The organism is Thauera chlorobenzoica (assembly GCF_001922305.1).
Classification (GTDB): domain Bacteria; phylum Pseudomonadota; class Gammaproteobacteria; order Burkholderiales; family Rhodocyclaceae; genus Thauera; species Thauera chlorobenzoica.
In genome coordinates this window covers 1,631,213-1,656,083 of sequence record NZ_CP018839.1, presented here as the reverse complement: position 1 = coordinate 1,656,083, position 24,871 = coordinate 1,631,213, and the positions used below count along the sequence as shown (strand labels likewise).

The following is a 24,871-nucleotide window of genomic DNA, read 5'->3' as shown; positions in this document are numbered from 1 at the left end:
TCCGCTCGACACTCCTGCCCACCCCGCGCAGATGCACCACCACGAAGGGCTCCCACCATGCTGCTCTGGCTTGTCGTCGCCTATCTGATCGTCTCCATCGGCATCGGCCTGTATGCCGCCACCCGGGTGCACAACGCCCGCGACTACATCACCGCCGGGCGCAACCTGCCGATGGTGGTAGTGCTGGCGATGGTGTTCGCCACCTGGTTCGGGGCCGAGACCGTGCTCGGCATCTCCGCCACCTTCCTCGAAGAGGGCTTTCGCGGCCTGATCTCCGATCCGCTCGGCGCCTCGGTGTGCCTGGTGCTGTTCGGCCTCGTCTTCGCCCGCCCGCTGTACCGCATGAACCTGCTCACCCTGGGCGACTTCTTTCGCATGCGCTACAACCGCAGCACCGAGCTGGTGCTGTCGATCTGCATCGTGCTGTCCTACCTGGGCTGGGTCGCGGCGCAGGTCACCGCGCTCGGCCTGGTGTTCAACGTGCTGTCGGCCGACGTCGTATCGATGAACGAAGGCATGCTGATCGGCGCCGGCGTGGTGCTGGTCTATACCCTGTTCGGCGGCATGTGGTCGGTGGCAATGACCACCTTCGTCCAGATGATCGTGATCATCCTCGGCCTGCTCTGGGTGACCTGGATCGCCGGCGACATGGCCGGAGGCTTCGAGACGGTGATTTCCAGAGCTGCGGCCGAAGGCAAGTTCGACTTCCTGCCCACCCTCGACATCGTCGACCTGATCGCCTGGATCGCCGCCTTCGCCACCATGGCGCTGGGTTCGATCCCGCAGCAGGACGTCTTCCAGCGCGTCAATTCATCGAAGAACGAGACCGTCGCGGTGTGGGGCACGACGCTCGGCGGCGTGAGCTACTTCTTCTTCGCCGCAGTGCCGCTGTTCCTCGCCTACACCGCCAACATCATCGACCCCGCGATGGTCGAGCGCCTGATGGCACAGGACTCGCAGCTGATCCTGCCGACCCTGATCCTGCAATACATGCCGTTCTACGCCCAGGTGATCTTCTTCGGCGCCCTGCTGTCGGTGATCATGAGCACTGCCTCGGGCACCCTGCTGGCGCCCTCGGTGACCTTCTCCGAAAACGTCCTCCGCGGCTTCCTGCCGGGCATGAACGACCGCCAGTTCCTGTGGAGCACGCGTCTCACCGTGGTGCTGTTCACCGCGCTGGTCACCTGGTACGCCACCGCCACCGAATCGAGCATCCACGAGATGGTCGAGAACGCCTACCGCGTGACCCTGGCCGGCGCCTTCGTGCCCCTTGCCGCCGGCCTGTTCTGGCGGCGCGCGAACAACCTGGGGGCGGCGCTGGCGATCGTGCTCGGCCTGGCGACCTGGCTGCTGCTGGAGAATTTCGTCGCCGAAGGCGATGTCGAGCCCCAGCTCTACGGCCTCGCGGCGAGCGCCCTCGGGATGCTGATCGGCGGCTACCTCGGCGCCCGCCCCCACCACCGCCCGCACATCGGCGGCCACCACGCCGCCGCAGGCACCTATCACCAACCGCGCTGAGCGGCACTCCGCCCCTCTGGCAGGCGCCTTGCCGCAACCTGCCGAGCGGACAACCACGGCAGCGTTTGATGGCGATCAACGCGAGGCGGGCGGCGGTGGACTATGGTTGCAGGGTTCTTCTCCCCCGCTCCCGCACACCATGACCGTCCGCCCCCCGATCGAGCTCGTCTGCCCCGCCGGCAGCCTGCCGGCCCTCAAGACCGCCATCGACCACGGCGCCGATTGCGTCTATCTCGGCTTCAAGGACGCCACCAACGCGCGCAACTTCACCGGCTTGAATTTCGATCCGGCGCAGATGCGCGAAGGCATCGCCTACGCCCACGCCCGCAGCCGCAAGGTGCTGCTCGCGCTCAACACCTACCCGCAGGCCGGCAACTGGTCGAGCTGGACCGCCGCCATCGACCGCGCCGCGGAATTCGGCCTCGATGCGCTGATCCTCGCCGATCCCGGGCTGATGGCCTACGCCGCCAAGACCCACCCGGGTCTGCGCCTGCACCTGTCGGTGCAGGGCTCGGCCACCAGCTACGAGGCGATCAACTTCTACCACGAGCGCTTCGGCATCCAGCGCGCGGTGCTGCCGCGGGTGCTCTCGCTCGCCCAGGTCGAGAACGTCATCGCCAACTCGCCGGTGGAAATCGAAGTGTTCGGCTTCGGCGGCCTGTGCGTGATGGTCGAGGGCCGCTGCGCGCTGTCGGCCTATGCCACCGGCGAATCGCCCAACTGCAACGGCGCCTGCTCGCCGGGCAAGCACGTGCGCTGGGAAGACACCCCGCAGGGGATGGAAACCCGCCTCAACGGCATCCTCATCGACCGCTTCGCCGAGGGCGAGCGTGCCGGCTACCCGACGCTGTGCAAGGGCCGCTTCGAAGTCAACGACGAGACCTATTACGCGCTCGAGGAGCCGACCAGCCTCAACACCCTGGAGCTGCTCCCCGAACTGGCCCGCATCGGCATCCGCGCGATCAAGATCGAGGGCCGCCAGCGCAGCCCGGCCTACGTCACCCAGGTCACCAAGGTCTGGCGCGCCGCGCTCGACAAGCTGCGGGCGGGGCCCGAATCGTTCACCGTGCTGCCGGCGTGGATGGCCGAGCTCAACAAGGTCTCGGAAGGCCAGGCCCACACCCTGGGCGCCTATTACCGCCCCTGGAAGTGAGCCCGCGCCGCGCCCTGCCGTACAACCCCGATTCAACGAGACTCCAACGATGAAACTCGCCCTCGGCCCCCTGCTCTACTACTGGCCGCGCCAGAGCGTGCTCGATTTCTACGCCGGCCTCGCCGACAGCCCGGTCGACAGCGTCTATCTGGGCGAAACCGTATGCTCGCGCCGCCATGAGCTGCGCCTCGACGACTGGTTCGAAGTCGGCCACATGCTCGCCGCCGCGGGCAAGGAAGTGGTACTCAGCACCCAGGGCCTGATCGAATCCGAATCCGACCTCAAGGCGCTGCGCCGCATCGTGCGCCAGACCGACTTCCGCGTCGAAGCCAACGACATGGGCGCGGTACGCCTGCTCGCCGAAGCCGGGGTGAAGGACTGGGTCGCCGGCCCGACCCTGAACATCTTCAACCCGCACACCCTGCAGCTGCTGATCGACACCGGCGCCACGCGCTGGGCGGTGGCCCCCGAGCTGTCCGGCGCCACCCTCGCCGAGCTGCGCGCCGGCCTCGCCGCGCCGATCGAGACCGAAGTCTATGCCTACGGCCGCCTGCCGCTGGCGCACTCGGCGCGCTGCTTCACCGCCCGTCACTTCAACCTGCAGAAGGACACCTGCGAGTTCCGCTGCCTGTCGATCATGGACGGCATCACCTTGCGCACCCGCGAAGGCGAACCCTTCCTGACCCTGAACGGGGTGCAGACGCAGTCGGCGCGGGTGCACAACCTGCTCGGTGACCTGCCTGCGGTACGCGCGCACAGCGAAGTGCTGCGCATCAGCCCGCAGGGTGCCGACACCGCCCGGGTGGTCGCGCTCTTTCGCGCCGCGCTCGACGGCGACACGACCCCGGCCGAGGCCCTCGCCGCCAGCCGCGCGTGGATGGTCGCCGAGCCCTGCAACGGTTTCTGGCACGGCCGCGCCGGCGTCGAACAGTACGTGGCGGCCTAAGCGCCGCCGCCCCGGCCCAGATCCCCGATCGACTCATCCCCGCTTCAAGCCCATCCCGCCGGAGAATGACGATGCCCGCGCTCCCCGCCCTGCCCCGCCCGTCGATGCTGTCCGCACTGCTGCCCGGCAGCCTGCGCCAGCGCATCGGCGCGCGCCTGAACGACTTCCGTGTGCCGAGCTTCACCGTGCCGGCGCCGATCGCCCGGATCGTCGCCCGCCTGCCGCAGCAACCGCCCACCCACGCCCTGACCCTGGCGCTGAATCTCGCCCTCGGCCGCATCCTGCCGCGCGACGCGCTCGAGCCGCTGACCGGCCGCCATCTGCAGATACGCGTGCTCGACGCCGGCCTGCGGCTCGATTTCACCCTCGCCGCCAGCGGTTTTTGCCGTGCCGCCGCAACCGCCAGGCCCGATCTGGTGATCTCCGCCACAACCCGCGACTTCCTCGCCCTGGCGTTGCGCGAAGAAGACCCCGACACCCTGTTCTTCAGTCGCCGCCTGCGCATGGAGGGCGACACCGAGCTCGGCCTGCTGGTCAAGAACACGCTCGACGCGGTGGACTGGGACGCCCTCAAGACCAAACTGGTCGGCCGCCGCAGCGGCTGAGCGCACCACGCGGGCGGCTGCGCGCCGCGCTTCCGGGCAGAGTACACACGCATGCTCCGGCCGGAAGCACGCGCTCACACCCCGCGGCGCCTGCGGTAAGCTTGCTGCCCCCTTACCGGGCGCCGTCCGCGCGCCGCACGCCAGCCACCTCATGCCCCTCGTACCACCCCCCCCACCCTCCGCCCCTGCCGCCCCGGTGTCGGAGTTCGACCTCATCCGGCGCCATTTCGACCGCGCCGCGCACCACACCGACCTCGCCGTCGGCGACGATGCGGCGCTCTTCCGCGCCCGCCCCGGCATGCAGCTCGCCGTGTCCACCGACATGCTGGTCGCCGGCACCCACTTCCTGCCCGACACCGACCCCGAAGACCTGGGCTGGAAGACCCTTGCCGTCAATCTCTCCGATCTCGCCGCGATGGGCGCCGAGCCGCGCTGGGCCCTGCTCGCCGCCGCCCTGCCGGCGGCCGACGAGGCCTGGATCGCCGCCTTCGCACGCGGCCTGTTCGCCTGCGCCGAAGCCTTTGCGGTCGACCTGGCCGGCGGCGACACCACCCGCGGCCCGCTGACGTTGTCTGTCACCATCATCGGCGAGGTGCCGCAGGGACAGGCGATCACCCGTGCCGGCGCCCGCGCTGGAGACGATCTGTGGATCTCCGGCCAGCCCGGCCGCGCGGCGCTCGGGCTGGCAGCGCTGCGTGGTGAAGTCGAGCTGAACCCGGCGGCACGCGCCGACTGCATCGCCGCCTTGCAGCGCCCGCAGCCGCGCGTGGCGCTCGGCCTCGCCCTGCGCGGGCTGGCGAGCGCGATGCTCGACGTCTCCGACGGCCTGCTCGGTGACCTCGGCCACCTCCTCGAACGTTCCGCCAGCGGTGCCGTGATCGACGTCGCCGCCCTGCCGCTGGCCGCACTGCGCCGCACCGGCGCCGGCGACGAGCACTGCCGCCGCAGCCTGCTGTCCGGCGGCGACGACTACGAGCTGCTGTTTACCGCCCCTGCCACCGCCCGCCCCCGGATCGAAGAGCTCGGCCGCCGCCTCGCCCTGCCACTGCATCGCATCGGCACCCTGACCGCGGCCTCGGGCGAACTGTGGCTGCGCGAAGCGGACGGCACCCTGGCGGCGACGACGCGCACCGGCTACGATCATTTCGGCTGAACCGCGTCACCCGGAACGCAACCGGGCACGGGCCGCGGCGGTTCGCCACCGACCACCGGCTTCGCCCCGTGCGCGGTGCGCTGACCCGGTTCCGCCGATGCCGTTTTGGTGATGCCGTTCTTCGGCCCGCCCTTGTCCAACTCGACCACACCGCCCCTCGACCCGCCATGCGCCCGACTCCCCGCCTGCTGATGAGCCACCCCGCCCACTTCATCTCCCTCGGTTTCGGCGCCGGGCTGTCCCCCTGGGCGCCGGGCACGGCAGGCACGCTGCTGGCGTGGGCACTCTACCCGCTGATCCGCGCGCCGCTCTCCGAGTTCGTCTTCCTCGCCCTCCTCACCGGCCTGTTCGTCGCCGGCACCCTCGCCGCCGAGCGCACCGGGCGCGCGCTCGGCGTACCCGACCATGGCGGCATCGTCTGGGACGAGATGGTCGCGACCTGGCTGGTGCTGCTGTTTACGCCGCAGGGCCTGCTCTGGCAGGCCATTGCGGTGGCGCTGTTCCGCTTTTTCGACATCGTCAAGCCGCCACCGGTGCGCTGGGCCGACCGCGCCTTCAAGGGCGGCTTCGGCGTGATGCTCGACGATCTTTTCGCCGCCGGCTACACCCTGCTGGTGCTGGCGATCCTCGTTGCCCTCATCGGCGCCTGAACCCCGCCCGGCCCCATCGCCGCACGGAAACCGCAATGGAGCACTGCCCGCGATGACCGACCCCGAACTCGATGCCCTCGCCCGCCGCCTGGGTGACACGCTTGCCGCGCGCGGCTGGCGCCTCGCCACCGCCGAATCCTGCACCGGGGGCGGGATCGCCGCCGCGGTGACCGCGATCGGCGGCAGCTCCGCGTGGTTCGAGCGCGGCTTCGTGACCTACTCGAACGAAGCCAAAACCGACATGCTCGGGGTATCGCCGCAGACCCTCGCCGCACACGGCGCGGTCAGCGAGGCGACCGTGCGCGAAATGGCCGAAGGCGCGCTCGGGCGCAGCCGGGCCGAGATCAGCATCGCCGTGTCGGGCATCGCCGGCCCCAGCGGCGGCAGCGCCGCCAAACCGGTAGGCACGGTCTGCCTGGGCTGGGCGGCGAAAGGCCAGCCTTCCCGGAGCGAAACCCTGCACTTCGCCGGCGACCGTGAAGCCGTGCGCCGGCAGACCGTCCTCCGTGCCCTGCGCATCCTTATCGAGCTCGCTGCCTGAGCGCTGCCCACATGCCGCCCGGGCCCCGACTGCGGCGGCAGGGACGCCCAGTCTATCTTGATGGCATATACTGGGCGGCGCGCCGGACGCCATTGTGCGGCACGGCGCCGATGGTGCCCCCCGGCCTCGGGGAGGGCGCCGGTCGCACGCCCCGTTTGCTGTATTTTCATACAGCTAATACACTGTCGCCAGCGGCCTGCCCCACCGCACGCCTGCAACCTTTGTGCCATAATCCGCCAACCACACAGGAACGACCTCCATGGACGACAACAAGGCCAAGGCCCTCGCCGCCGCGCTTTCGCAGATCGAGAAGCAGTTCGGCAAGGGTTCGATCATGCGCATGGGCGACGGCAACGTCGAACGCGACATCCAGACCGTGTCCACCGGCTCGCTCGGGCTCGACATCGCGCTGGGCCTCGGCGGCCTGCCGCGCGGCCGCGTGGTCGAGATCTACGGCCCCGAATCCTCGGGCAAGACCACGCTGACGCTGCAGGTCATCGCCGAGATGCAGAAGCTCGGCGGCACCGCGGCCTTCATCGACGCCGAACACGCGCTCGACGTCGGCTACGCCGAAAAGCTCGGCGTGAACATCGAAGACCTGCTGATCTCCCAGCCCGACACCGGCGAGCAGGCGCTCGAGATCGCCGACATGCTGGTGCGCTCGGGCGGGGTCGACATCGTCGTCATCGACTCGGTCGCGGCGCTCACCCCGAAGGCGGAGATCGAGGGCGAGATGGGCGACCAGCTGCCCGGCCTGCAGGCGCGCCTGATGAGCCAGGCGCTGCGCAAACTCACCGCCAACATCAAGCGCACCAACACCCTGGTGATCTTCATCAACCAGATCCGGATGAAGATCGGCGTCATGTTCGGCAGCCCGGAAACCACCACCGGCGGCAACGCGCTCAAGTTCTACGCCTCGGTGCGGATGGACATCCGCCGCACCGGCACGATCAAGAAGGGCGACGAGGTCGTCGGCTCCGAAACCCGCGTCAAGGTGGTCAAGAACAAGGTCGCCCCCCCGTTCAAGGAAGCGCATTTCGACATCCTCTACGGCGAAGGGATCTCGCGCGAGGGCGAGATCATCGACCTCGGCGTCGACCACAAGATCGTCGACAAGTCGGGCGCCTGGTACGCCTACCAGGGCGACAAGATCGGCCAGGGCAAGGACAACTCGCGCGAGTTCCTGCGCAACAACCCGGCGCTCGCGCGCGAAATCGAGAACAAGGTGCGCGCCGCGGTCGGCCTGCCCGGGCTGGCGGCGACAGGCGTGCAGCCGGCCGCGGCCGCGGCCGAGGCCTGACCGCGCCGGAAAAGCGATGGGCGAGCCGAGCCTGCGCGAGCGCGCACTTCGCCACCTGGCCCGGCGCGACCACTCGCGCGCCGAGCTGACGAAGAAGCTCGCTGCCCACGGCAGCGCCGACGAAATCGAGGCCCTGATCACCCGCATGGGCGAGCTCGGCCTGCAGTCCGACGCCCGTTACGCCGAAGCCTTCGTGCGCAGCAAGGCAGGCCGCTTCGGCAATGCGCGCCTGCGCCTGGAGCTGGGCCGGCGCGGCATCGCCCGCGAGCTGATCGAGCAGGCCCTCGCAAGCGAATGCCCGGCCGCCGACATCGAGCGTGCGCGCGCCGTACTCCACAGCCGCTTCGCCCAGGCGCCCGCCGACGCCCGCGCCTGGGCGCGCCAGGCGCGTTTCCTGCAAACCCGCGGTTTTGCACCGGAGTTGATCCGCAAACTGCTGAAAGAGCCCTACGATGAGTCTGCTTAAGGTCACCGGCCTGCAAAAGCGCTACAAGGCGCGCACCGTGGTCCACGACGTCGGCTTCGAAGTCGGCGCCGGCGAAGTCGTCGGCCTGCTCGGCCCCAACGGTGCCGGCAAGACCACCTGTTTCTACATGATCGTCGGCCTGGTGCGTGCCGACGGCGGCCAGATCGAACTGGACGGCGCCGATCTCACCCATCTGCCGATCCACGCCCGCGCCCGCCTCGGCCTGTCCTACCTGCCGCAGGAAATGAGCGTGTTCCGCAAGCTCAGCGTGGCCGACAACATCCGCGCCGTACTCGAACTCCAGGGCGAACGCGACAGCCGCCAGATCGACGCCCGCCTCGACGAGCTGCTGCACGAGCTGGGGATCAGCCACCTGCGCAACAACAGCGCGATCTCGCTGTCCGGCGGCGAGCGCCGGCGCTGCGAGATCGCCCGGGCGCTGGCCACCGACCCGCGCCTGATCCTGCTCGACGAACCCTTTGCCGGGGTCGACCCGATCGCCGTCATCGATATCCAGAAGATCATCCGCTTCCTCAAGGAGCGCGGCATCGGCGTGCTGATCACCGACCACAACGTGCGCGAGACGCTCGGCATCTGCGACCACGCCTACATCATCAGCGAAGGCCGGGTCCTCGCCAGCGGCCTGCCCTCCGACATTATCGACAACGAACGGGTGCGCCAGGTCTATCTCGGCGAGCATTTCCGCCTGTGATCCACCGGGCGCCTCCCAGCCGATGAAAACCAGCCTCCAGCTCAAGCTTTCCCAGCACCTCACGCTGACCCCGCAGCTGCAGCAGTCGATCAAGCTGCTGCAGCTGTCGACGATCGAGCTGAACCAGGAAATCGAGCGTTTCCTGCTCGAGAACCCGATGCTCGAGCGCGAGGACGGCGAGGACGGCGAAGGCGGGGATGGCCTCCCGTCCTCGCCCGGCGCCGCACCCGTGCACGACCCCTCGCCCGCCCCCGGCGAGGGCGAGGCCGACACCCGCGCGCACGACGGCACCGAGGACGAAGGCATCGACTGGTCGAACGTCGGCCAGGGCGCCGGCAGCCGCGGCGAAGACGACGACACCGACTACCAGGATCTTCAGGCCGCCGGCATCTCGCTGCGCGAGCACCTCGACCAGCAGATCGCCCTGTCCCCGCTGTCGGACCGCGACCGCACGCTGGCGCGGCTGATCATCGAGGCCCTGGACGACGACGGCTACCTGCATCAGCCGCTGGAAGAACTCCTCGAGCTGCTCGTCCCCGAGTCCGGCGTCGAGCTCGACGACCTGGCGATCGCGTTGCACCACGTGCAGCACCTCGATCCGGTCGGCATCGCCGCGCGCACACCGCAGGAATGCCTGTCGCTGCAGCTGCGCACCCTGCCCGAGGACCGCACCCGGACGCTGGCACTGGAGATCGTCGACAGGCACCTCGCGCTGCTCGCCGAGCGCAATTTCGCCAAGCTGAAGAAGCTCACCGGCTGCGACGACGACAGCCTGCGCGCCGCCCAGGCGCTGATCTGCAGCCTCGACCCGCATCCGGGCATGCGCTACAGCCTGCACGAAACCCGCTACGTGCTGCCCGACGTCATCGTGCGCAAGCTGCGCGGGCAGTGGACGGTACGCCTCAACCAGGAAGCCATGCCGCGCTTGCGGATCAACCGCCTGTACGCCAGCCTGCTGCAACAGAACCGCGCCCAGGGCGGCGGACTCGGTGCCCAGTTGCAGGAAGCGCGCTGGCTGATCAAGAACGTGCAGCAGCGCTTCGACACCATCCTGCGCGTTTCCCAGGCGATCGTTGACCAGCAGCGGCAGTTCTTCGATCATGGAGACGTGGCGATGCGGCCACTCACTCTCCGGGAGATCGCAGACCAGCTCGAGCTGCACGAATCCACCGTATCGCGCGTCACCACGCAGAAATTCATGGCGACCCCGCGCGGCGTATTCGAACTCAAGTATTTCTTCGGCAGCCACGTCGCCACCGACACCGGTGGAGCGGCATCCTCGACGGCGATTCGTGCGCTGATTCGCCAGTTGGTCGATGCCGAAGACAGCAAGAAACCGCTATCCGACGCCAGGATTGCAGAAGTTCTGGGCCAGCAGGGTATCGTGGTCGCGCGGCGGACGATCGCCAAGTACCGCGAATCACTGAATATTCCGCCGGTCAGTCTGCGCAAGTCCATCTGACATCAACAGGAGTTAGCATGAACCTCAACATCACCGGGCACCATATCGAAGTCACCCCGGCCATCCGTGACTACGTGAGCTCGAAGCTGGATCGCGTGATCCGCCACTTCGACAACGTCACCAGCGTTGCGGTGATCCTCTCGGTGGAAAAGCTCAGGCAGAAAGCCGAAGTCACCCTGCACGTGCGCGGCAAGGACATCTTCGTCGAAAGCGACGATGCCGACCTGTACGCGGCGATCGACGCCATGGCCGACAAGCTCGACCGCCAGGTGCAGAAATACAAGCAGAAGCAGGCCGAGCACAACCACGATGCGCTGAAGCACCAGGTTCCCGAAGCCTGACGCTTTCTTTGCAGTTCAAGGCCCGGGCTACGTTTATAATGCGCGCGTTTTCACGCCGCCGTTTACATGCGGCCCGGGCCGCTCCCCTGCCTCACCAGGCACCCGCGGCACGGGCACTGCACAAATTTCCCAGCGAATGAGCCTCATACCCCAACTCCTGCCACTGTCCAACGTGGTGGTCGACCTCGAAGCCAGCAGCAAGAAACGCGTCTTCGAACAGGCTGGCCTTCTTTTCGAGAACAACCAGGGCATCGCCCGCAGCACGGTGTTCGACAGCCTTTTCACCCGCGAACGCCTCGGTTCCACCGGCCTCGGCCAGGGTATCGCCATTCCCCACGGCCGCATCAAGGGACTCAAGGAAGCCGCCGGCGCCTTCCTGCGCCTGGCCACCCCCGTGCAGTTCGACGCCCCCGACGGCCGCCCGGTGAACATGCTGTTCGTCCTGCTGGTTCCCGAGCAGGCGAACGAAACCCACCTGCAACTGCTCTCCGAGCTTGCCCAGATGTTCAGCGACCGCGATTTCCGCGACACCCTGCAGAACGCTCCGGACGCGGCCACCATCCACCGGATGTTCCTGAACTGGGGCGCCGATGCGTCAGACCAGCGTCGCGCGGCTGTATGAAGCCCACCGCCACAGCCTGCAGCTCACCCATGTGAGCGGCCGGCTCGACGCCCGCATTTCGGTCGCCGACGAACGCATCTGGCCCGCCGACCTGGTCGGCCACCTCAACCTGATCCACCCTTCCCGCCTGCAGGTCCTCGGTGCGGCGGAACTGGCCTGGTCCCTGCGTCAGTCCCACGACAAGGTTTCGCACCACATCAAGGAAATCCTCGCCGCACGGCCGCCGGCGATCATCGTCGCCGATGGCTGCGAAGCGGTGGCCGTCCTCCTGGGCGCCTGCCAGACCTACGACGTGGCGCTGTTTACCACACCGCAGCCGTCGGCCAGCGTGATCGACCTGCTGCGCCTGCATCTGTCGCGCGAGCTCGCCGAAAAGATCTCCCTGCATGGGGTGTTCATGGACGTGCTCGGCCTCGGCGTGCTGATCACCGGTGATTCGGGGGCGGGCAAGTCCGAACTCGCCCTCGAGCTGATTTCGCGCGGGCACGGACTGGTCGCCGACGACATCGTCGAGCTGTCGCGCATCGCCCCCGCGGTGCTGGAAGGACGCTCCCCCGAGATGCTGCAGGACTTCATCGAAGTGCGCGGCCTGGGGATCCTCAACATCCGCACCATCTTCGGCGAAACGGCGTGCCGGCGGAAGATGCGCCTGCGCCTGGTGTGCCACCTCGAGCGCCGCCAGCCCGGTGCCGGCGACCCCAGCCGCCTGCCGCTGCAGCAGGAACAGCAGGACATCCTCGGCGTGCGCGTCGCACGCGTGGTGCTGCCGGTCGCCGCCGGTCGCAACCTCGCGGTCCTGCTCGAAGCCGCAGTGCGCTCGACCATCCTCCAGCTGCGCGGCATCGATTCCACCCAGGAGTTCATCGATCGCCAGGCCCGGGCCATGCAGGGCATTCCGGGCGCCAGCGACACCTGAGCGCGGGCACGGACAGGCCTCTGCCGCCGGAGGCGCCCCTGCGCCCCGCTCCGGCCCCGCACTGTCGGCCCCGGGCTTGCCGCGGTGCAGGATCGGCTGTTACGCTCGAACGCTTTGCAGCAGAGCACAAGCCGGCCATGAGCACCCCCACGGATTACCTGGAACGCATCCTCACCGCGCAGGTGTACGACGTCGCCGTCGAAACCCCGCTCGACCTCGCCACCAACCTGTCGGCGCGCACCCACAACCGCATCTACCTGAAGCGCGAGGACATGCAGCCGGTGTTCAGCTTCAAGATCCGCGGCGCCTACAACAAGATGGCCAGGCTGTCGCCGCAGGCCCTGCGCCGGGGGGTGATCTGCGCCTCGGCCGGCAACCACGCCCAGGGCGTGGCACTATCGGCCGCGAAGCTGGGCGTGCGCGCAGTAATCGTGATGCCGGACACCACGCCCCAGATCAAGGTCGATGCGGTCAAGGCCCGCGGCGGCGAAGTGGTGCTCGCCGGAGAGTCCTACTCCGACGCCTACACCCATGCCAAGGAGCTGGAAAAGAACGAGAAGCTGACGTTCGTCCACCCCTTCGACGACCCCGACGTGATCGCCGGCCAGGGCACCATCGGCATGGAAATCCTGCGCGCCCACCCGAAACCGATCCACGCGGTGTTCTGCGCGGTCGGCGGCGGCGGCCTGCTCGCCGGGGTGGCTGCCTACATCAAGCGCCTGCGCCCGGAGACGAAAGTCATCGGAGTCGAGACCGTCGATGCCAACGCGATGACGCTGTCGCTCGCCGAGGGACGGCCGGTGGAACTCGAGCAGGTCGGCATCTTTGCCGACGGCACCGCGGTCAAGCGCGTCGGCGACGAGACCTTCCGCCTCTGCCAGCAGTACGTGGACGAGATGATCCTGGTCGACAACGACGCCATCTGCGCGGCGATCAAGGACGTCTTCGAGGACACCCGCTCCATCCTCGAACCCTCCGGCGCGCTCGCCGTCGCCGGCGCCAAGGAATACGCCCGCCGTCACAAGTTGCGCGACAAGAACCTGGTCGCGGTGGCTTCGGGGGCAAACATGAACTTCGACCGCCTGCGCTTCATCGCCGAACGCGCCGAGCTCGGCGAACAGCGCGAAGCGCTGCTGGCGGTGACGATCCCGGAAAAGCCCGGCTCGTTCCGGAAATTCATCAGCGTGATCGGCAACCGCAACATCACCGAGTTCAACTACCGCTACGCCGACACCGAGCTCGCCCACATCTTCGTCGGCGTCACCGTGCACAATCGCGGTGAAGTCGGCCGCCTGGTCGAGATGCTCGCGCGCCACGAATTGCCTGCGCTCGATCTCACCGACGACGAGATGGCGAAAACCCACGTCCGCTACATGGTGGGCGGGCGCTCGCCGCAGGCCGACAACGAGGTCGTGTACCGGTTCACCTTCCCCGAACGTCCCGGCGCACTGATGAAGTTTCTCTCCAATCTGCGCTCGGACTGGAACATCTCGCTGTTCCATTACCGCAACCACGGCTCGGACTTCGGCCGCGTGCTCGTCGGCATGCAGGTCCCCCCCGCGGACAAGCCGGCGTTCGCCGGCTTCCTCCAGCGCCTGGGCTACGAATACGTCGCCGAAAGCGACAACCCGGCCTATCGCCTGTTCCTCTCCGGCACCGGCGACTGAGCACGCGGGCGGCGGGAAGGGGCGCACCGGCGGGGAACTAGCGACACGCCCCCGGCGGGCACCGTGCCCTCATCACCCCGGCCTCGGTCGCAAGCCAGTCCATCGGCCGGTCGTGCGCCTGCGGCAGGGTGTCCGGAACCCGCCCGAGTTCGAAACCGACACCGACCGCAACGGTCGACATCACCGCGAGGGTGCGGTCGAAGTAGCCGCCGCCGTAACCGAGGCGGTAGCCGCGGTCGTCGAAGGCATTGAGCGGCACCAGCAGCACGTCGGGCACCAGGCTCTCGCCCGCAGCCGGATGAGGAATGCCATGGCGGTCGAGCGGCATCGGCACGCCCGGCGTCCACGCGCGAAACAGCATCGGCGCGTGGCGTTCCACCACCACCGGCAGGGCCGCCACCCGCCCCGAGGCCGCCGCCAGCCAGCACCGGACCCAGTCGCGCAGGTCGGGTTCGGCGCGGTACGGCCAGCAAAACCCCACCGAAGCCGGCTGCAAATCGGCGATCAGCCGGTCGAGGTGCCGACCCAGGCGCAGGGTGAGCGCGGCGCGGGTCTCCGCGGGCAATGCCTGGCGCAGCTTCAGGGCATGCTCGCGCATCCGCTTGCGGCGCGCGTCGCTGTCGGTTCTGGAGGAGAGAGCAGACGTCATCGCTGTGCTATGTTGATTACCCGATCAGAAGCATCACTAGGCATGAAAAAAACGTTCTGGGCAAGCCTGTTTGCCGCGGTTTCCCTGTTTCCCGGCGTACTCCACGCACAATCCCCCGTCACCGACGAGGCGGAACAACGCATCCTCGCCGCCCGCGAGGCCCTGCGCAGCGGCGACCGCAACACCCTGGAGCGGCTCGCCGCGGTATCCACCGCTCACCCGCTCGACATCTACCCGCGCTACTGGCTGCTGGTCAACAAGCTCGCCCGCAGCGAGCCACCACCGACGGCCGAGTTGCAGGCCTTCCTCACCGCCGCGGCGGGCAGCAACCTCGCCGAACGCCTGCGCGCCGACTGGCTGCGCCGCCTTGCCGGCGACGGCGACTGGGCCGCATTCATGGCGCTTTACCCGGCGCTCCAGAACCCCGATGCCGAGCTGCGCTGCACCGCGTGGACAGCGCGCCTGCTGACCGGCGACGCCAACGCCGCCAGCGAAGTCGCCTCCCGCTGGGAGACGCTGAGCGACGCCCCCGCCGCCTGCGAACTGCCGCTCCGCAACGCCGCAGCAAGCGGCCAGGTGGACGAAGAGCGCGTCTGGTGGCGGATCCGTCGCCAGATCGACAGCCGCACGCCGAACACCGCACTCGCCAGCCTGTCCCTGCTGCCTCCCGCCTCGGCACCGGCCGCGCCCAGCCTGGAGCAGGCCATCCGCTCCCCTGCCCCCTGGCTCGACCGCCTGCCGGCCAATTTCGCCGTCACCCGCGCCGGGCGCGAACTGGCACTGGCCGCACTGGCACGCCTGGCGCGCGAGGATGCGCGCGCGGCGCACGTCCGCCTGCTGCGCATCCAGGACCGCCTCGGCGCCGACGAGCGCGGCTACGCCCATCTGGTCATCGCCACCCATGCCGCGATCGACCAGCTGCCCGAGGCCGGCGCCCTCTTCGCCGCCGCCGGCACCATCGACAGCACCCCGCTGCAGCGCGCCTGGCGAGTGCGGGCGGCGCTGCGCGTGCAGGACTGGCAGGCGGTGCGCAGCGCCATCGAGCAGATGCCCGTCGACGAGCGCGACAGTGCCGACTGGACCTACTGGCTCGGCCGTGCCTACGCAGCGTCCGGCGAGGCCGGGCAGGCCGAGGCCCTGTTCCGCCGCATCGCCGGCGAAGCCCACTTCTACGGCATGCTGGCGGGCGAAGCCCTCGGCCACGCCTTCGCCCCGCCGCCGGCCACCGCACCGCTGCCGCGCGCGCGCCTGGAAGAAGCCGAGCGCGACCCCAGCCTGCGCCGTGCGCTCGCGCTCTACCGGCTCGAGCTGCGCACCGAAGCCCTGCGCGAATGGATCTGGGGGGTGCGCGACCGCGACGAAGCCTTCCGCCTTGCCGCCGCCCACCTGGCACTGCGCCACGAGCTCTACGATCGCACGATCAACACCGCCGAACTGGCCAACCCGCGCAGCAACTTCGAGCTGCGCTTCCTGACTCCGTACCGCGACCTGATCGAACCCCAGGTCCACGCCCAGGGGCTGGACCTGGGCTGGGTGTATGGGCTGATGCGCCAGGAAAGCCGCTTTGCCGCACCGGCGCGCTCCAGCGCTGGCGCCCAGGGGCTGATGCAGGTAATGCCCGCTACCGCCAAGTGGGTCGCCGGCAAGATCGGGCTGAGCGACTATCATCCGCGCCGGCTGAGTGATCCGCACACCAACGTCCTGCTCGGCACCAGCTACATGCGCCTGATCATGGAAGGGCTCGACCGCCACCCGGTGCTGGCCAGCGCCGGCTACAACGCCGGCCCGAGCCGCGCCCGGCGCTGGCGCGATGCCGTACCGCTCGAAGGCGCGATCTACATCGAAACCATCCCCTTCGACGAAACCCGCGACTACGTGAAGAAAGTGCTGGCCAACGCCGTGGTGTATTCGGCGATGCTGGAAAAAAAGCCGCAGTCGCTGCAGGCACGGCTCGGCACGGTCGCCCCCAGCCTCGCCAGCGAGTAAGCTTCCGGAAAACGCACCTCGCATCCTTGCCACCGCCGCCGGCGCGATTTCCGCGCAGCGGCCCCCGACCAACCTCATCGAGCGAGCCAGGCCATGATTCCCCAACGCGTCGTCCTCATCGGCGGTTCCGGCTTTATCGGCGGCGCCATCGCCAACCGCCTGTCCGCAGCGGGCATGAGCGTGCTCGTTGCGACCCGCCGCCGCAGCCGCGCCGGCGCCCTGCTGCTGCTGCCCACGGTGGAGGTGATCGAGGCCGACGTCCATGACCCCGCCACCCTCGCCAGCCTGGTCGACGGCGCCGACGCGGTGGTCAGCATGGTCGGCATCCTCCACTCGCGCCCGGGCACCCCCTACGGCCCGGATTTCGCCCGTGCCCACGTCGAGCTACCGCAGAAGATCGTCGCCGCCTGTCGCGCCGCCGCCGTGCCCCGGCTGGTGCACATCAGCGCGCTGGGCGCCAGCAGCGACGGTCCTTCCGAATACCAGCGCTCGAAGGCCGCCGGGGAAACGGCGATCCGCGCCGCCGGCACGGACATCGCCTGGACGATCCTGCGTCCCTCGGTGGTGTTCGGCCGCGGCGACCACTTCCTCAACCTGTTCGCCGGGCTCGTCGCCCTGTTCCCGGTCCTGCCGCTGGCCGGCGCCGGCACGCGCTTCCAGCCGGTGCACGTGGAGGACGTCGCCGAAGTCATGTATCAGTGCCTGGTCCGCCCCGAAGCCGCCGGCCAGACCTATGAGCTCGCCGGCCCCACCGTCTACACCCTGCGCCAGCTCGTCGACTACGTCGCCGCGCTGACCGCCAGGCCGCGCCTCGTGCTGCCCCTGCCCGAAAGCCTGGCGTTGCTGCAGGCACGCCTGATGGAGCTCGCACCGCAACCGCTGATGAGTCGCGACAACGTGCGCTCGATGAGAGTCGACAACGTCGCCCACGGCGTGCCGCTGCCCTTCGGCCTGCAGCCGACCGCGATCGAAGCGGCGGTGCCGGGCTGGCTCGGCCCGAAGGCGGCGCGCGCCCACTACCCCCCGTTCCGCGGCCATGCACGACGCTGACCCCCGAACCTTTCCTCCTTTTTCCCGTGACCCGGAGTCTGCGATGAAACTGATCATCGGCAACAAGAACTACTCGTCCTGGTCCCTGCGCGCCTGGCTGGCGGCGCGCGAGGGCGGCTTCACCTTCGAGGAGATCCGCATCCCGCTGTTCATCCCCGGCAGCCGTGAGCGCATCCTGTCGCATTCGCCTTCGGGCAAGGTGCCCTGCCTGATCGATCACGGCCTCGCGGTCTGGGATTCGCTGGCGATCGGCGAATACCTCGCCGAAAAGAACCCCGCGCTGCTGCCCGCCGACGGCACCGCGCGCGCCGTCGCCCGCGCCGTCACCGCCGAGATGCACTCCGGCTTCCAGAATCTGCGCGGGCGCATGCCGATGAACATCCGCAAGGACTATGCCGGCTTCGGCCACAGCCCCGAGGTGGACGCCGACATCGCCCGCGTCGGCACGATCTGGAGCGACTGCCGCAGCCGCTTCGGCGCGGGCGGCCCCTACCTGTTCGGCGCCTTCAGCCTCGCCGACGCCGCCTTCGCCCCGGTCGCGTTCCGCTTCCGCACCTTCGGCGTGAAGCCCGCGGGCGCCGCCGGCGACTATCTCGCCACCCTGCTCGCCAACCCCCACATGCAGGATTGGGCCGCGGCGGCGCACAGCGAAAGCGAGTCGATTGCGGAAGAGGACTTGTACGGCTGATGCAGGCGTACGTCGTCGGCGGCGCCGTGCGCGACGCCCTGCTCGGGCTGCCGGTCCAGGACCGCGACTGGGTGGTGGTCGGCAGCACCCCAGAAGCCATGCTCGCGCAGGGCTTCCGCCCGGTGGGGCGGGATTTCCCGGTTTTTCTCCATCCCGAAACCAATGAGGAGTACGCGCTCGCCCGCACCGAGCGCAAATCCGGCCACGGCTACACCGGCTTCGTCTGCCACGCTTCCCCGGAGGTCACCCTCGAACAAGACCTGCTGCGCCGCGACCTCACCATCAACGCCATCGCGCGTGACGGCGAAGGCCGCCTGATCGACCCCTACGGCGGCGTGCGCGACCTCGAAGCACGCATATTCCGCCACGTCTCCCCGGCCTTCGCCGAGGATCCGCTGCGCATCCTGCGCGTGGCACGCTTTGCCGCGCGCTTCACCGCGTTTACCGTGGCGCCCGAAACCCTGGCGCTGATGCGCCGGATGGTCGCAAGCGGCGAGGTCGACCACCTCGTCGCCGAGCGCGTCTGGCAGGAATTCGCCCGCGGTCTGATGGAGGCGCGGCCTTCGCGCATGATCCGCAGCCTGCGCGACTGCGGCGCACTGGCCCGCCTGCTGCCCGAGCTCGACCGCCTGTTCGGCATTCCCCAGCCGGCCCAGTACCACCCTGAGATCGACACCGGCGAACACGTGCTGCAGGTGCTCGACCATGCCGCCGCCTGCGCCCTGCCGCTGGCGGTGCGCTGGGCCTGCCTGATGCACGACCTCGGCAAGGGCGACACTCCCGCCCACGTCCTGCCGCACCACTACGGCCATGAAGCCGCCAGTGCGCGGCGCGCGCGTGAAGTCTCGATCCGCCTGAAGGCGCCGGCCGAGTGCCGCGAACTCGCCGAGATGGTCGCGCGCGAACACGGCATCCTCGGCCAGGTGGCGGTGCTGCGCCCGCAGACGGTGGTGGAACTGCTCGAGCGCTGCGACGTCCTGCGCCGCCCCGAACGCTTCGAGCGGATGCTCCAGGCCGCCGCCTGCGACCATGCCGGCCGCGGCGCCGCCGCGCCGAACCAGACCGCGAGCTGGCCGCCGCTGGCGCGCTGGCGCGCAGCCGCGCAGGCGGTGCGCGCGCTCGACGCAGGCGCAATCGCCCGCGGCTGTCGCGACAAGAGCGGCATCGCCCACGCCCTCCATGCCGCCCGGGTCGCTGCGGTGCGCACCCTCGACAACACCACCGCCCTGGACCGCGGCGAGGCGCCATCCCGCCCCGCAGCCCCGCCGTTCCGCGGCAAGACCGACCCCGCGGCATGATCCCGCCCGCGCCGGGGTGGTATCCTCGAACGCGACGGCGATTGCCGGGCACCTTCGTTCCCGGCCCGGAAAAGCGCTCTACAGGCCGGCGCCGGCACTTCCGGAACATGATACGCACATGATCACTCTGCACACCTGGGGCACCCCCAACGGCTACAAGATCTCGATCGCGCTCGAAGAGCTGGGCCTCGAGTACGCGGTGCGAAAGATCGACCTGCGCCGCGAGGAACAATTCGCTCCGGACTTTCTCGCCATCAGCCCGAACAACAAGATTCCTGCGATCGTCGACGAGGACGGCCCGGACGGCACCCCGATTGCGCTGTTCGAGTCGGGTGCGATCCTCATCTACCTCGCCGAAAAGACCGGGCGCCTGCTACCGGCCGCGCCGCGGCCGCGCTACGAAACCCTGCAATGGCTGATGTTCCAGATGGCCAGCATCGGGCCGATGCTGGGCCAGGCCCATCACTTCCTGCGCTTCGCCCCCGACATCGTGCCCTACGCCATCGAGCGCTACTCGAAGGAGGCCGCGCGCCTGTACAAGGTGCTCGACACCCGCCTCGCCGGTTGTGACTGGCTCGCCGGCGCCGAATACTCGATCGCTGACATCGCCACCTTCCCGTGGGTCCGGCGCCACGAATGGCAGGGCGTCGACCTCGCCCGCCATCCCAACGTGAAGCGCTGGTTCGACACCATCGCCGCGCGCCCTGCGGTGCAGCGCGGACTGGACGTCCCGCAATGAACTCCACCCGCTTCGGCGAGCTCGAGGTGCTGTGCCGGGCGCCGCAGCACCCGGCCCACGCCAGCCCGCTGCTGTTCGTGCATGGCGCCTACGTTTCGGCCTGGTGCTGGGACGAACACTTCCTGCCCTGGTTCGCCGCGCGCGGCTGGACCAGCTACGCGCTGTCGCTGTCGGGCCACGGCGGCAGCCGTCGTCGCGACCACCTCGATACCTATTCGATCGACGACTACGTGCGCGACGTCGCCGAAGTCGCCGCCCGCCTGCCGGCGCCGCCGATCCTGATCGGCCATTCGATGGGCGGCATGGTGGTGCAGAAATACCTCGAACAACACGATGCCCCCGCCGCGGTGCTGATGTCTTCGGTCCCCCCCCAGGGCCTGATGGGCTCGGCCTTCGGACTGATGCTCAAGCGTCCTGCCCTGCTCGCCGACCTCAACCGCATCATGGCGGGCAGCGACGTCAACATCGACAGTCTGCGCGAAGCCCTCTTCCACCAGCCGGTGCCGCCAGCCGACCTGCGCCGCTACTACCGGCTCAGCCAGCCCGAGTCGCACCGCGCGATCTGGGACATGTCGCTGTTCAACCTGCCCCACCCGCTGCGCATGCACCAGGTGCCGATGCTGATCCTGGGCGCCGCCCACGACGCGCTGATCCCACCCGACCAGGTGCATATGACTGCCGTCACCTATGGCCGCCAGGCCGAGATCTTCCCCGACCTGGGCCACGGCCTGATGCTCGAGCGCGGCTGGGAAAAGGTCGCAGCGCATATCGAAGCCTGGCTCGGCGAACGCAACCTGTAGCACGGCCATTCCGCGAGCTTCGCCTTCAACCGCATCGTCATATGATGTAGTCCGGTCGTAATTTCATACGCTTATTTAATTCGCCTATAAAATTCATGTTCATGTGCTATAAAGCACATTCAACCCATCCACAGCGAAAGCCCCGTGCCGTAACCGACCCCACCGGCAGTCAAGAAGGCGCTTCCAAATGGCGAGGAGACCATGAATTTCATCGAAAGACTGAAAGTCGGCCATCGGTTCGGCCTGATCGGAGCGATGGCGCTCGTGCTGACGCTGGCGCCGACCCTGTTGTTCGTCCAGGCCGCGGCAGACGGCATGCGCTCGGCGCGCCTCGAAGCGAGCGGCACCGCGCCCTCGAAAGCCGCCCTGAAGCTGATCCAGCTCACCCAGCAGCACCGCGGCCTGACGTCGATGGCGCTCAGCGGCAATACCGGGGCCCTCGCCCAGCGCGGCGCCAAACAGATCGAGGTGGCTCGGGCCATCGATGCCCTGTCTCCCCTGATCGGCGCGGATCTCGGCACTCCGGCGATCGAGGCCACCTGGGCCCGGGCCCGGCAAAGCTGGAAAAGCCTGACCGGGCGGATCGCCAAGGGCGACATCGACCCGGCGGAAAGCTTCACCGCGCACACTGCCCTGATCGACGAACTGTTCAAGACCACGGACCTGCTGTCCGATGCCTACGGCCTGTCGCGCGATCCTCAAATCGATAGTTCCCAACTGATCCTGGCGATGCTCTATGCCCTGCCCGCCCTCACCGAAGAGCTGGGCAAGGCACGCGCCACCGGTGCCGCACTGCTGACAACGGGGACGGCCAGCGCCGCGGACCTCCAGCAGCTGGCGGTGTATGTGGCGCGCGCCCGCGGCGAGCTCGAGCGCATGACGCTCGCCCTCGACAAGGCGTCCCACGCAAACTCGACCATCAAGCGCAGCCTCGGCGCCCACCTCCAGGAAGCCTCCGAGCTGACCCGCGAGGCATTGAAGCTGGCGGGCGCGGACATCATCCAGGCAGCCCAGCTCTCCGCCCCCGCCGCACCGTATTTCACCCAATTCACCCGGGCGATCGACGCCCACGTCAAGCTCAACAACGAGGCCATGGACGTGCTCGAAACCCTGCTCGAAAGCCGAGCCTCGAGCCTGAGCACCCAGCTCTACCTGCTCCTCGCGTTCCTCCTGGCGCTGGCGGCCGCAGCCGGAGTCGTCGGCATGCTGGCCGCGCGCTCCATCACCCGCCAGCTCGGGGGCGAGCCCGGTATCGTCGTGGACATCGCCAGCGCCGTCGCCGAGGGCGACCTCGGCAGCGCCATTCCGGCCTCCCGCCATAATCCGCACAGCATCATGGCGGCGATGGCGAGAATGCAGGCGGCGCTGCACGGGATCGTCCATACCGTGCGCCACAGCGCCGAAGCCATCGCCACCGCATCCGGGCAGATCGCCCAGGGCAATGGCGATCTCGCCTCGCGCACCGAAAAACAGGCCGGCGCGCTGGAGAAAACCGCAGCAGCCATGGAACAGCTCAGCACCACCGTCCGGCAGAACGCGGACAACGCCGGCCAGGCCAACGCCCTCGCGCAGAATGCTTCGGCCGTGGCGAGCAAGGGAGGCGAGATCGTCTTCGAAGTGGTCGCCACGATGAAGGACATCAGCGACAGCGCGCGCCGCATCGCCGACATCATCGGCGTCATCGACGGCATCGCATTCCAGACCAACATCCTCGCCCTCAATGCCGCGGTCGAAGCCGCACGCGCCGGCGACCAGGGACGGGGCTTCGCCGTGGTGGCCAGCGAAGTGCGCAGCCTCGCCCAGCGCAGCGCCGAAGCCGCCAAGGAAATCAAGCAGCTGATCACGTCCAGCGTCGCGCGCACCGAACGGGGCAGCGCGCTGGTCGACCGCGCCGGCGACACGATGAAGGAGGTCGTCGCCAGCATCCACCGCGTCACCGACATCATGGGCGAGATCAGCTCCGCCAGCGTCGAGCAGAGCATCGGCGTGACCCATGTCGGGCAAGCCGTCACCCAGATGGATCAATCCACCCAGCAGAATGCCGCGCTGGTGGAAGAAATGGCCGCGGCAGCGTCGAGCCTCAACGAGCAGGCGCAGGAACTGGTGCGCTCGATGAGCGTTTTCCGCGTCGACCAGGCCCGGCTCGAGGACCAGGCGCTGCCCGAGGAGCATTCGAGCAGCGCCCCTGTCCGCCGGCCCGCGATGGCGCTGCTCAACGCCTGAATCTTCCCGGTCGGAGAGAATGCGTCCCCGGCAAGGCCTTACAACGCATGCACCCGGTCCCCGCCCGCGAACCCCAGCAGGGGGCCGTCGAGGCCGCGGCCCAGCGCCAGCACCTTGAACAGTTCGCCCATTTCCTGCGGCGCGGTCAGGCGCTGCACCGCGCGCGCGGCGCGGATGTAATCCGCCCCTTCGCGCGGCCCACGACGCTCCAGGCACTGCAGCACGCCGCAGTTGAACAGGAACCGGGCCTGGGTGGTGTAGCCCTGCACGTCGAGGCCGGCCTCGAACCCGGCCTCGGCCACCGCGGTGAAATCGACGAAGGCGGTGATGTCGTTGAGCCCCGGCCACAGAAAAGGATCGCCGTGCGCATGATGGCGGTAGTAGCACAGCAGGGTGCCGCTGGCGCGCGACGGCAGGTAATACTCGGCGCGCGGGTAGCCGTAGTCGATCAGCAGCATCGCCCCCGTCTGCAGGCGCTCAGCCCACGCCGCGACCCAGGCGCGGCCGGCGAGGTTGAGCTCGGTGACGTACTCGCCGCCCGCCGGTGCCGGCAGCGCCAGCGCCTGTGCAGCCGCACGCACCGCGCCGGCCGCCGGGACGTCGGCCCAGCACAGCCGGGGGTCGCCTGCGCCCTCCGCGGCGCAGGCGACGCCGCGCTCGAACAGCCCGTCGGCGCGCGACACCAGCAGGTGCACCGGCATCACGTCGAGCACCTCGTTGGCCACCACCGCACCGGAAAAGCGCTCCGGCAGCGCCTCCAGCCAATGCACCCGGGCCGCCAGCCGCGGCGCCTTGTGCATCAGGGTGTCGGCCTGGCGGGCGCGCAACTCGCCCGACAGCTCGAGAATGCCGTACTGTTCCGGCAGACAGCCGCGGCGCTCAAGCTCGAGCAGCAGGTCGGCGGCGAGCAGGCCGGTGCCGGCGCCGACCTCGATCACCTGCGCCGCGCTCGCCCGCATCACCTGCTCGAGTTGCGCCGCCAGCGCCTGGCCGAACAGCGGCGTCAGCTCGGGCGCGGTAATGAAATCGCCACCGGGGCCGAACTTTCGTGCGCCGCCGCTGTAATAGCCTAGGCCCGGCGCATACAGGGCCAGCTCCATGTAGCGCGAGAACGGAATCCAGCCGCCCGCGGTGTCGATCTCGGCAGCAACGGATTCGAGCAGGCGGGCGCTCTGGGCGAGCGCAGCGGCGGACGGTTCGGGCAGGGAAGACATGAGGAGAAGGGTCCGGTGCGACACAAAGCGGCGATTGTAAGGGCAGGCCGGATCACCCATGCGCGCGATTTCGCATCGGCCTGTCCTTCCCGCCCTGGGCCCGGGCTCCCACCAGTGCCGCCGCCCGCGGCGGCACTCCCCCCGGGGACACCCCCTTGCCCGCCACGCTACA

The 24,871-nt window shown here is 69.2% G+C and carries 24 protein-coding genes; 22 read left to right on the top strand and 2 right to left on the bottom strand.

Features of this window, described 5'->3' with window-relative positions; genetic code table 11:
• The first annotated feature begins 57 nt into the window (after window positions 1-57).
• From Tchl_RS07680 to ilvA, 15 genes are all read left to right on the top strand, one after another.
• Window positions 58-1,518, top strand: coding sequence for a sodium:solute symporter family protein (locus Tchl_RS07680; RefSeq protein ID WP_075147880.1), 1,461 nt, complete (start codon window positions 58-60; stop codon window positions 1,516-1,518).
• Between the two features lie 139 nt (window positions 1,519-1,657).
• The gene (gene ubiU, locus Tchl_RS07675; protein ID WP_075147879.1) at window positions 1,658-2,671 is read left to right on the top strand and encodes a ubiquinone anaerobic biosynthesis protein UbiU; all 1,014 of its coding nucleotides are present in this window, start codon (window positions 1,658-1,660) and stop codon (window positions 2,669-2,671) included.
• Between the two features lie 49 nt (window positions 2,672-2,720).
• Window positions 2,721-3,617, top strand: coding sequence for a U32 family peptidase (locus Tchl_RS07670; RefSeq protein WP_075147878.1), 897 nt, complete (start codon window positions 2,721-2,723; stop codon window positions 3,615-3,617).
• Between the two features lie 71 nt (window positions 3,618-3,688).
• Window positions 3,689-4,222 carry a ubiquinone anaerobic biosynthesis accessory factor UbiT gene (gene ubiT, locus Tchl_RS07665; protein WP_075147877.1) on the top strand — a complete coding sequence of 178 codons (534 nt, stop codon included), beginning with the start codon at window positions 3,689-3,691 and terminating at the stop codon, window positions 4,220-4,222.
• Window positions 4,223-4,373: 151 nt separating this feature from the next.
• On the top strand, window positions 4,374-5,375 hold the full coding sequence (gene thiL / locus Tchl_RS07660; RefSeq protein WP_075147876.1) for a thiamine-phosphate kinase: 1,002 nt from the start codon (window positions 4,374-4,376) through the stop codon (window positions 5,373-5,375).
• A 167-nt stretch (window positions 5,376-5,542) separates the two neighbouring features.
• Window positions 5,543-6,025: a phosphatidylglycerophosphatase A family protein gene (locus tag Tchl_RS07655; protein ID WP_075147875.1), complete on the top strand. Its 483-nt coding sequence runs from the start codon at window positions 5,543-5,545 to the stop codon at window positions 6,023-6,025.
• 52 nt (window positions 6,026-6,077) lie between these two features.
• Window positions 6,078-6,566 carry a CinA family protein gene (locus tag Tchl_RS07650; protein ID WP_075147874.1) on the top strand — a complete coding sequence of 163 codons (489 nt, stop codon included), beginning with the start codon at window positions 6,078-6,080 and terminating at the stop codon, window positions 6,564-6,566.
• Window positions 6,567-6,825: 259 nt separating this feature from the next.
• Complete coding sequence (gene recA / locus Tchl_RS07645; protein WP_075147873.1) at window positions 6,826-7,866, top strand: recombinase RecA; 1,041 nt, start codon at window positions 6,826-6,828, stop codon at window positions 7,864-7,866.
• Between the two features lie 16 nt (window positions 7,867-7,882).
• Window positions 7,883-8,332 carry a regulatory protein RecX gene (locus Tchl_RS07640; RefSeq protein WP_075147872.1) on the top strand — a complete coding sequence of 150 codons (450 nt, stop codon included), beginning with the start codon at window positions 7,883-7,885 and terminating at the stop codon, window positions 8,330-8,332.
• A complete protein-coding gene (gene lptB / locus Tchl_RS07635; RefSeq protein ID WP_075147871.1) occupies window positions 8,319-9,044 on the top strand; it encodes an LPS export ABC transporter ATP-binding protein in 726 nt (241 codons plus the stop codon). The genes Tchl_RS07640 and lptB overlap by 14 nt, the downstream gene beginning before the upstream one ends.
• Window positions 9,045-9,066: 22 nt before the next feature.
• A complete protein-coding gene (locus Tchl_RS07630) occupies window positions 9,067-10,506 on the top strand; it encodes an RNA polymerase factor sigma-54 (protein WP_075147870.1) in 1,440 nt (479 codons plus the stop codon).
• Window positions 10,507-10,523: 17 nt separating this feature from the next.
• Window positions 10,524-10,847 (top strand): ribosome hibernation-promoting factor, HPF/YfiA family, encoded by a 324-nt coding sequence (gene hpf, locus Tchl_RS07625; protein ID WP_075147869.1) that lies wholly within the window; start codon window positions 10,524-10,526, stop codon window positions 10,845-10,847.
• A 136-nt stretch (window positions 10,848-10,983) separates the two neighbouring features.
• Window positions 10,984-11,469 carry a PTS IIA-like nitrogen regulatory protein PtsN gene (gene ptsN, locus Tchl_RS07620; RefSeq protein ID WP_075147868.1) on the top strand — a complete coding sequence of 162 codons (486 nt, stop codon included), beginning with the start codon at window positions 10,984-10,986 and terminating at the stop codon, window positions 11,467-11,469.
• The gene (gene hprK, locus Tchl_RS07615; RefSeq protein ID WP_075147867.1) at window positions 11,438-12,385 is read left to right on the top strand and encodes an HPr(Ser) kinase/phosphatase; all 948 of its coding nucleotides are present in this window, start codon (window positions 11,438-11,440) and stop codon (window positions 12,383-12,385) included. The genes ptsN and hprK overlap by 32 nt, the downstream gene beginning before the upstream one ends.
• Window positions 12,382-14,052 carry a threonine ammonia-lyase, biosynthetic gene (gene ilvA, locus Tchl_RS07610; protein ID WP_269745447.1) on the top strand — a complete coding sequence of 557 codons (1,671 nt, stop codon included), beginning with the start codon at window positions 12,382-12,384 and terminating at the stop codon, window positions 14,050-14,052. The genes hprK and ilvA overlap by 4 nt, the downstream gene beginning before the upstream one ends.
• Window positions 14,053-14,089: 37 nt before the next feature.
• Here ilvA and Tchl_RS07605 read toward each other — a convergent pair whose 3' ends face one another.
• Complete coding sequence (locus Tchl_RS07605) at window positions 14,090-14,701, bottom strand: 5-formyltetrahydrofolate cyclo-ligase (RefSeq protein WP_075147865.1); 612 nt, start codon at window positions 14,699-14,701, stop codon at window positions 14,090-14,092.
• Between the two features lie 42 nt (window positions 14,702-14,743).
• Between Tchl_RS07605 and Tchl_RS07600 the strand changes: the two genes are divergently transcribed.
• The 7 genes from Tchl_RS07600 to Tchl_RS18265 all read left to right on the top strand — a co-directional run bounded on the left by Tchl_RS07600 (window position 14,744) and on the right by Tchl_RS18265 (window position 23,485).
• Window positions 14,744-16,687: a lytic transglycosylase domain-containing protein gene (locus Tchl_RS07600; RefSeq protein ID WP_075147864.1), complete on the top strand. Its 1,944-nt coding sequence runs from the start codon at window positions 14,744-14,746 to the stop codon at window positions 16,685-16,687.
• A gap of 93 nt (window positions 16,688-16,780) precedes the next feature.
• Window positions 16,781-17,737, top strand: coding sequence for a complex I NDUFA9 subunit family protein (locus Tchl_RS07595; RefSeq protein WP_075147863.1), 957 nt, complete (start codon window positions 16,781-16,783; stop codon window positions 17,735-17,737).
• A 43-nt stretch (window positions 17,738-17,780) separates the two neighbouring features.
• Window positions 17,781-18,425, top strand: coding sequence for a glutathione S-transferase family protein (locus tag Tchl_RS07590; RefSeq protein ID WP_075147862.1), 645 nt, complete (start codon window positions 17,781-17,783; stop codon window positions 18,423-18,425).
• Complete coding sequence (locus Tchl_RS07585; protein WP_075147861.1) at window positions 18,425-19,723, top strand: multifunctional CCA addition/repair protein; 1,299 nt, start codon at window positions 18,425-18,427, stop codon at window positions 19,721-19,723. The genes Tchl_RS07590 and Tchl_RS07585 overlap by 1 nt, the downstream gene beginning before the upstream one ends.
• Window positions 19,724-19,841: 118 nt before the next feature.
• On the top strand, window positions 19,842-20,462 hold the full coding sequence (locus Tchl_RS07580; protein ID WP_075147860.1) for a glutathione S-transferase family protein: 621 nt from the start codon (window positions 19,842-19,844) through the stop codon (window positions 20,460-20,462).
• Window positions 20,459-21,262 carry an alpha/beta hydrolase gene (locus tag Tchl_RS07575; RefSeq protein ID WP_075147859.1) on the top strand — a complete coding sequence of 268 codons (804 nt, stop codon included), beginning with the start codon at window positions 20,459-20,461 and terminating at the stop codon, window positions 21,260-21,262. The genes Tchl_RS07580 and Tchl_RS07575 overlap by 4 nt, the downstream gene beginning before the upstream one ends.
• A 201-nt stretch (window positions 21,263-21,463) precedes the next feature.
• Window positions 21,464-23,485, top strand: a complete 2,022-nt coding sequence (locus Tchl_RS18265; protein ID WP_075147858.1) for a methyl-accepting chemotaxis protein — start codon at window positions 21,464-21,466, stop codon at window positions 23,483-23,485.
• Between the two features lie 38 nt (window positions 23,486-23,523).
• On the opposite strand, the gene Tchl_RS07565 is transcribed toward Tchl_RS18265, so the two are convergent.
• Window positions 23,524-24,699: a class I SAM-dependent methyltransferase gene (locus Tchl_RS07565; protein ID WP_075147857.1), complete on the bottom strand. Its 1,176-nt coding sequence runs from the start codon at window positions 24,697-24,699 to the stop codon at window positions 23,524-23,526.
• Window positions 24,700-24,871: the final 172 nt, after the last annotated feature.

What these genes read in the sequence shown, in the direction of transcription:
- Tchl_RS07605 (WP_075147865.1), bottom strand. Translation starts at nt 14,701, where the DNA reads ATGACGTCTGCTCTCTCCTCCAGAACCGACAGCGACGCGCGCCGCAAG.
- ubiT (WP_075147877.1), top strand. Translation starts at nt 3,689, where the DNA reads ATGCCCGCGCTCCCCGCCCTGCCCCGCCCGTCGATGCTGTCCGCACTG.
- recA (WP_075147873.1), top strand. Translation starts at nt 6,826, where the DNA reads ATGGACGACAACAAGGCCAAGGCCCTCGCCGCCGCGCTTTCGCAGATC.
- Tchl_RS07670 (WP_075147878.1), top strand. Translation starts at nt 2,721, where the DNA reads ATGAAACTCGCCCTCGGCCCCCTGCTCTACTACTGGCCGCGCCAGAGC.
- hprK (WP_075147867.1), top strand. Translation starts at nt 11,438, where the DNA reads ATGCGTCAGACCAGCGTCGCGCGGCTGTATGAAGCCCACCGCCACAGC.
- Tchl_RS07680 (WP_075147880.1), top strand. Translation starts at nt 58, where the DNA reads ATGCTGCTCTGGCTTGTCGTCGCCTATCTGATCGTCTCCATCGGCATC.
- Tchl_RS18265 (WP_075147858.1), top strand. Translation starts at nt 21,464, where the DNA reads ATGAATTTCATCGAAAGACTGAAAGTCGGCCATCGGTTCGGCCTGATC.
- Tchl_RS07650 (WP_075147874.1), top strand. Translation starts at nt 6,078, where the DNA reads ATGACCGACCCCGAACTCGATGCCCTCGCCCGCCGCCTGGGTGACACG.
- ubiU (WP_075147879.1), top strand. Translation starts at nt 1,658, where the DNA reads ATGACCGTCCGCCCCCCGATCGAGCTCGTCTGCCCCGCCGGCAGCCTG.
- Tchl_RS07580 (WP_075147860.1), top strand. Translation starts at nt 19,842, where the DNA reads ATGATCACTCTGCACACCTGGGGCACCCCCAACGGCTACAAGATCTCG.
- hpf (WP_075147869.1), top strand. Translation starts at nt 10,524, where the DNA reads ATGAACCTCAACATCACCGGGCACCATATCGAAGTCACCCCGGCCATC.
- lptB (WP_075147871.1), top strand. Translation starts at nt 8,319, where the DNA reads ATGAGTCTGCTTAAGGTCACCGGCCTGCAAAAGCGCTACAAGGCGCGC.
- Tchl_RS07595 (WP_075147863.1), top strand. Translation starts at nt 16,781, where the DNA reads ATGATTCCCCAACGCGTCGTCCTCATCGGCGGTTCCGGCTTTATCGGC.
- Tchl_RS07640 (WP_075147872.1), top strand. Translation starts at nt 7,883, where the DNA reads ATGGGCGAGCCGAGCCTGCGCGAGCGCGCACTTCGCCACCTGGCCCGG.
- Tchl_RS07590 (WP_075147862.1), top strand. Translation starts at nt 17,781, where the DNA reads ATGAAACTGATCATCGGCAACAAGAACTACTCGTCCTGGTCCCTGCGC.
- thiL (WP_075147876.1), top strand. Translation starts at nt 4,374, where the DNA reads ATGCCCCTCGTACCACCCCCCCCACCCTCCGCCCCTGCCGCCCCGGTG.
- Tchl_RS07575 (WP_075147859.1), top strand. Translation starts at nt 20,459, where the DNA reads ATGAACTCCACCCGCTTCGGCGAGCTCGAGGTGCTGTGCCGGGCGCCG.
- Tchl_RS07585 (WP_075147861.1), top strand. Translation starts at nt 18,425, where the DNA reads ATGCAGGCGTACGTCGTCGGCGGCGCCGTGCGCGACGCCCTGCTCGGG.
- Tchl_RS07655 (WP_075147875.1), top strand. Translation starts at nt 5,543, where the DNA reads ATGCGCCCGACTCCCCGCCTGCTGATGAGCCACCCCGCCCACTTCATC.
- Tchl_RS07630 (WP_075147870.1), top strand. Translation starts at nt 9,067, where the DNA reads ATGAAAACCAGCCTCCAGCTCAAGCTTTCCCAGCACCTCACGCTGACC.
- Tchl_RS07600 (WP_075147864.1), top strand. Translation starts at nt 14,744, where the DNA reads ATGAAAAAAACGTTCTGGGCAAGCCTGTTTGCCGCGGTTTCCCTGTTT.
- ptsN (WP_075147868.1), top strand. Translation starts at nt 10,984, where the DNA reads ATGAGCCTCATACCCCAACTCCTGCCACTGTCCAACGTGGTGGTCGAC.
- Tchl_RS07565 (WP_075147857.1), bottom strand. Translation starts at nt 24,699, where the DNA reads ATGTCTTCCCTGCCCGAACCGTCCGCCGCTGCGCTCGCCCAGAGCGCC.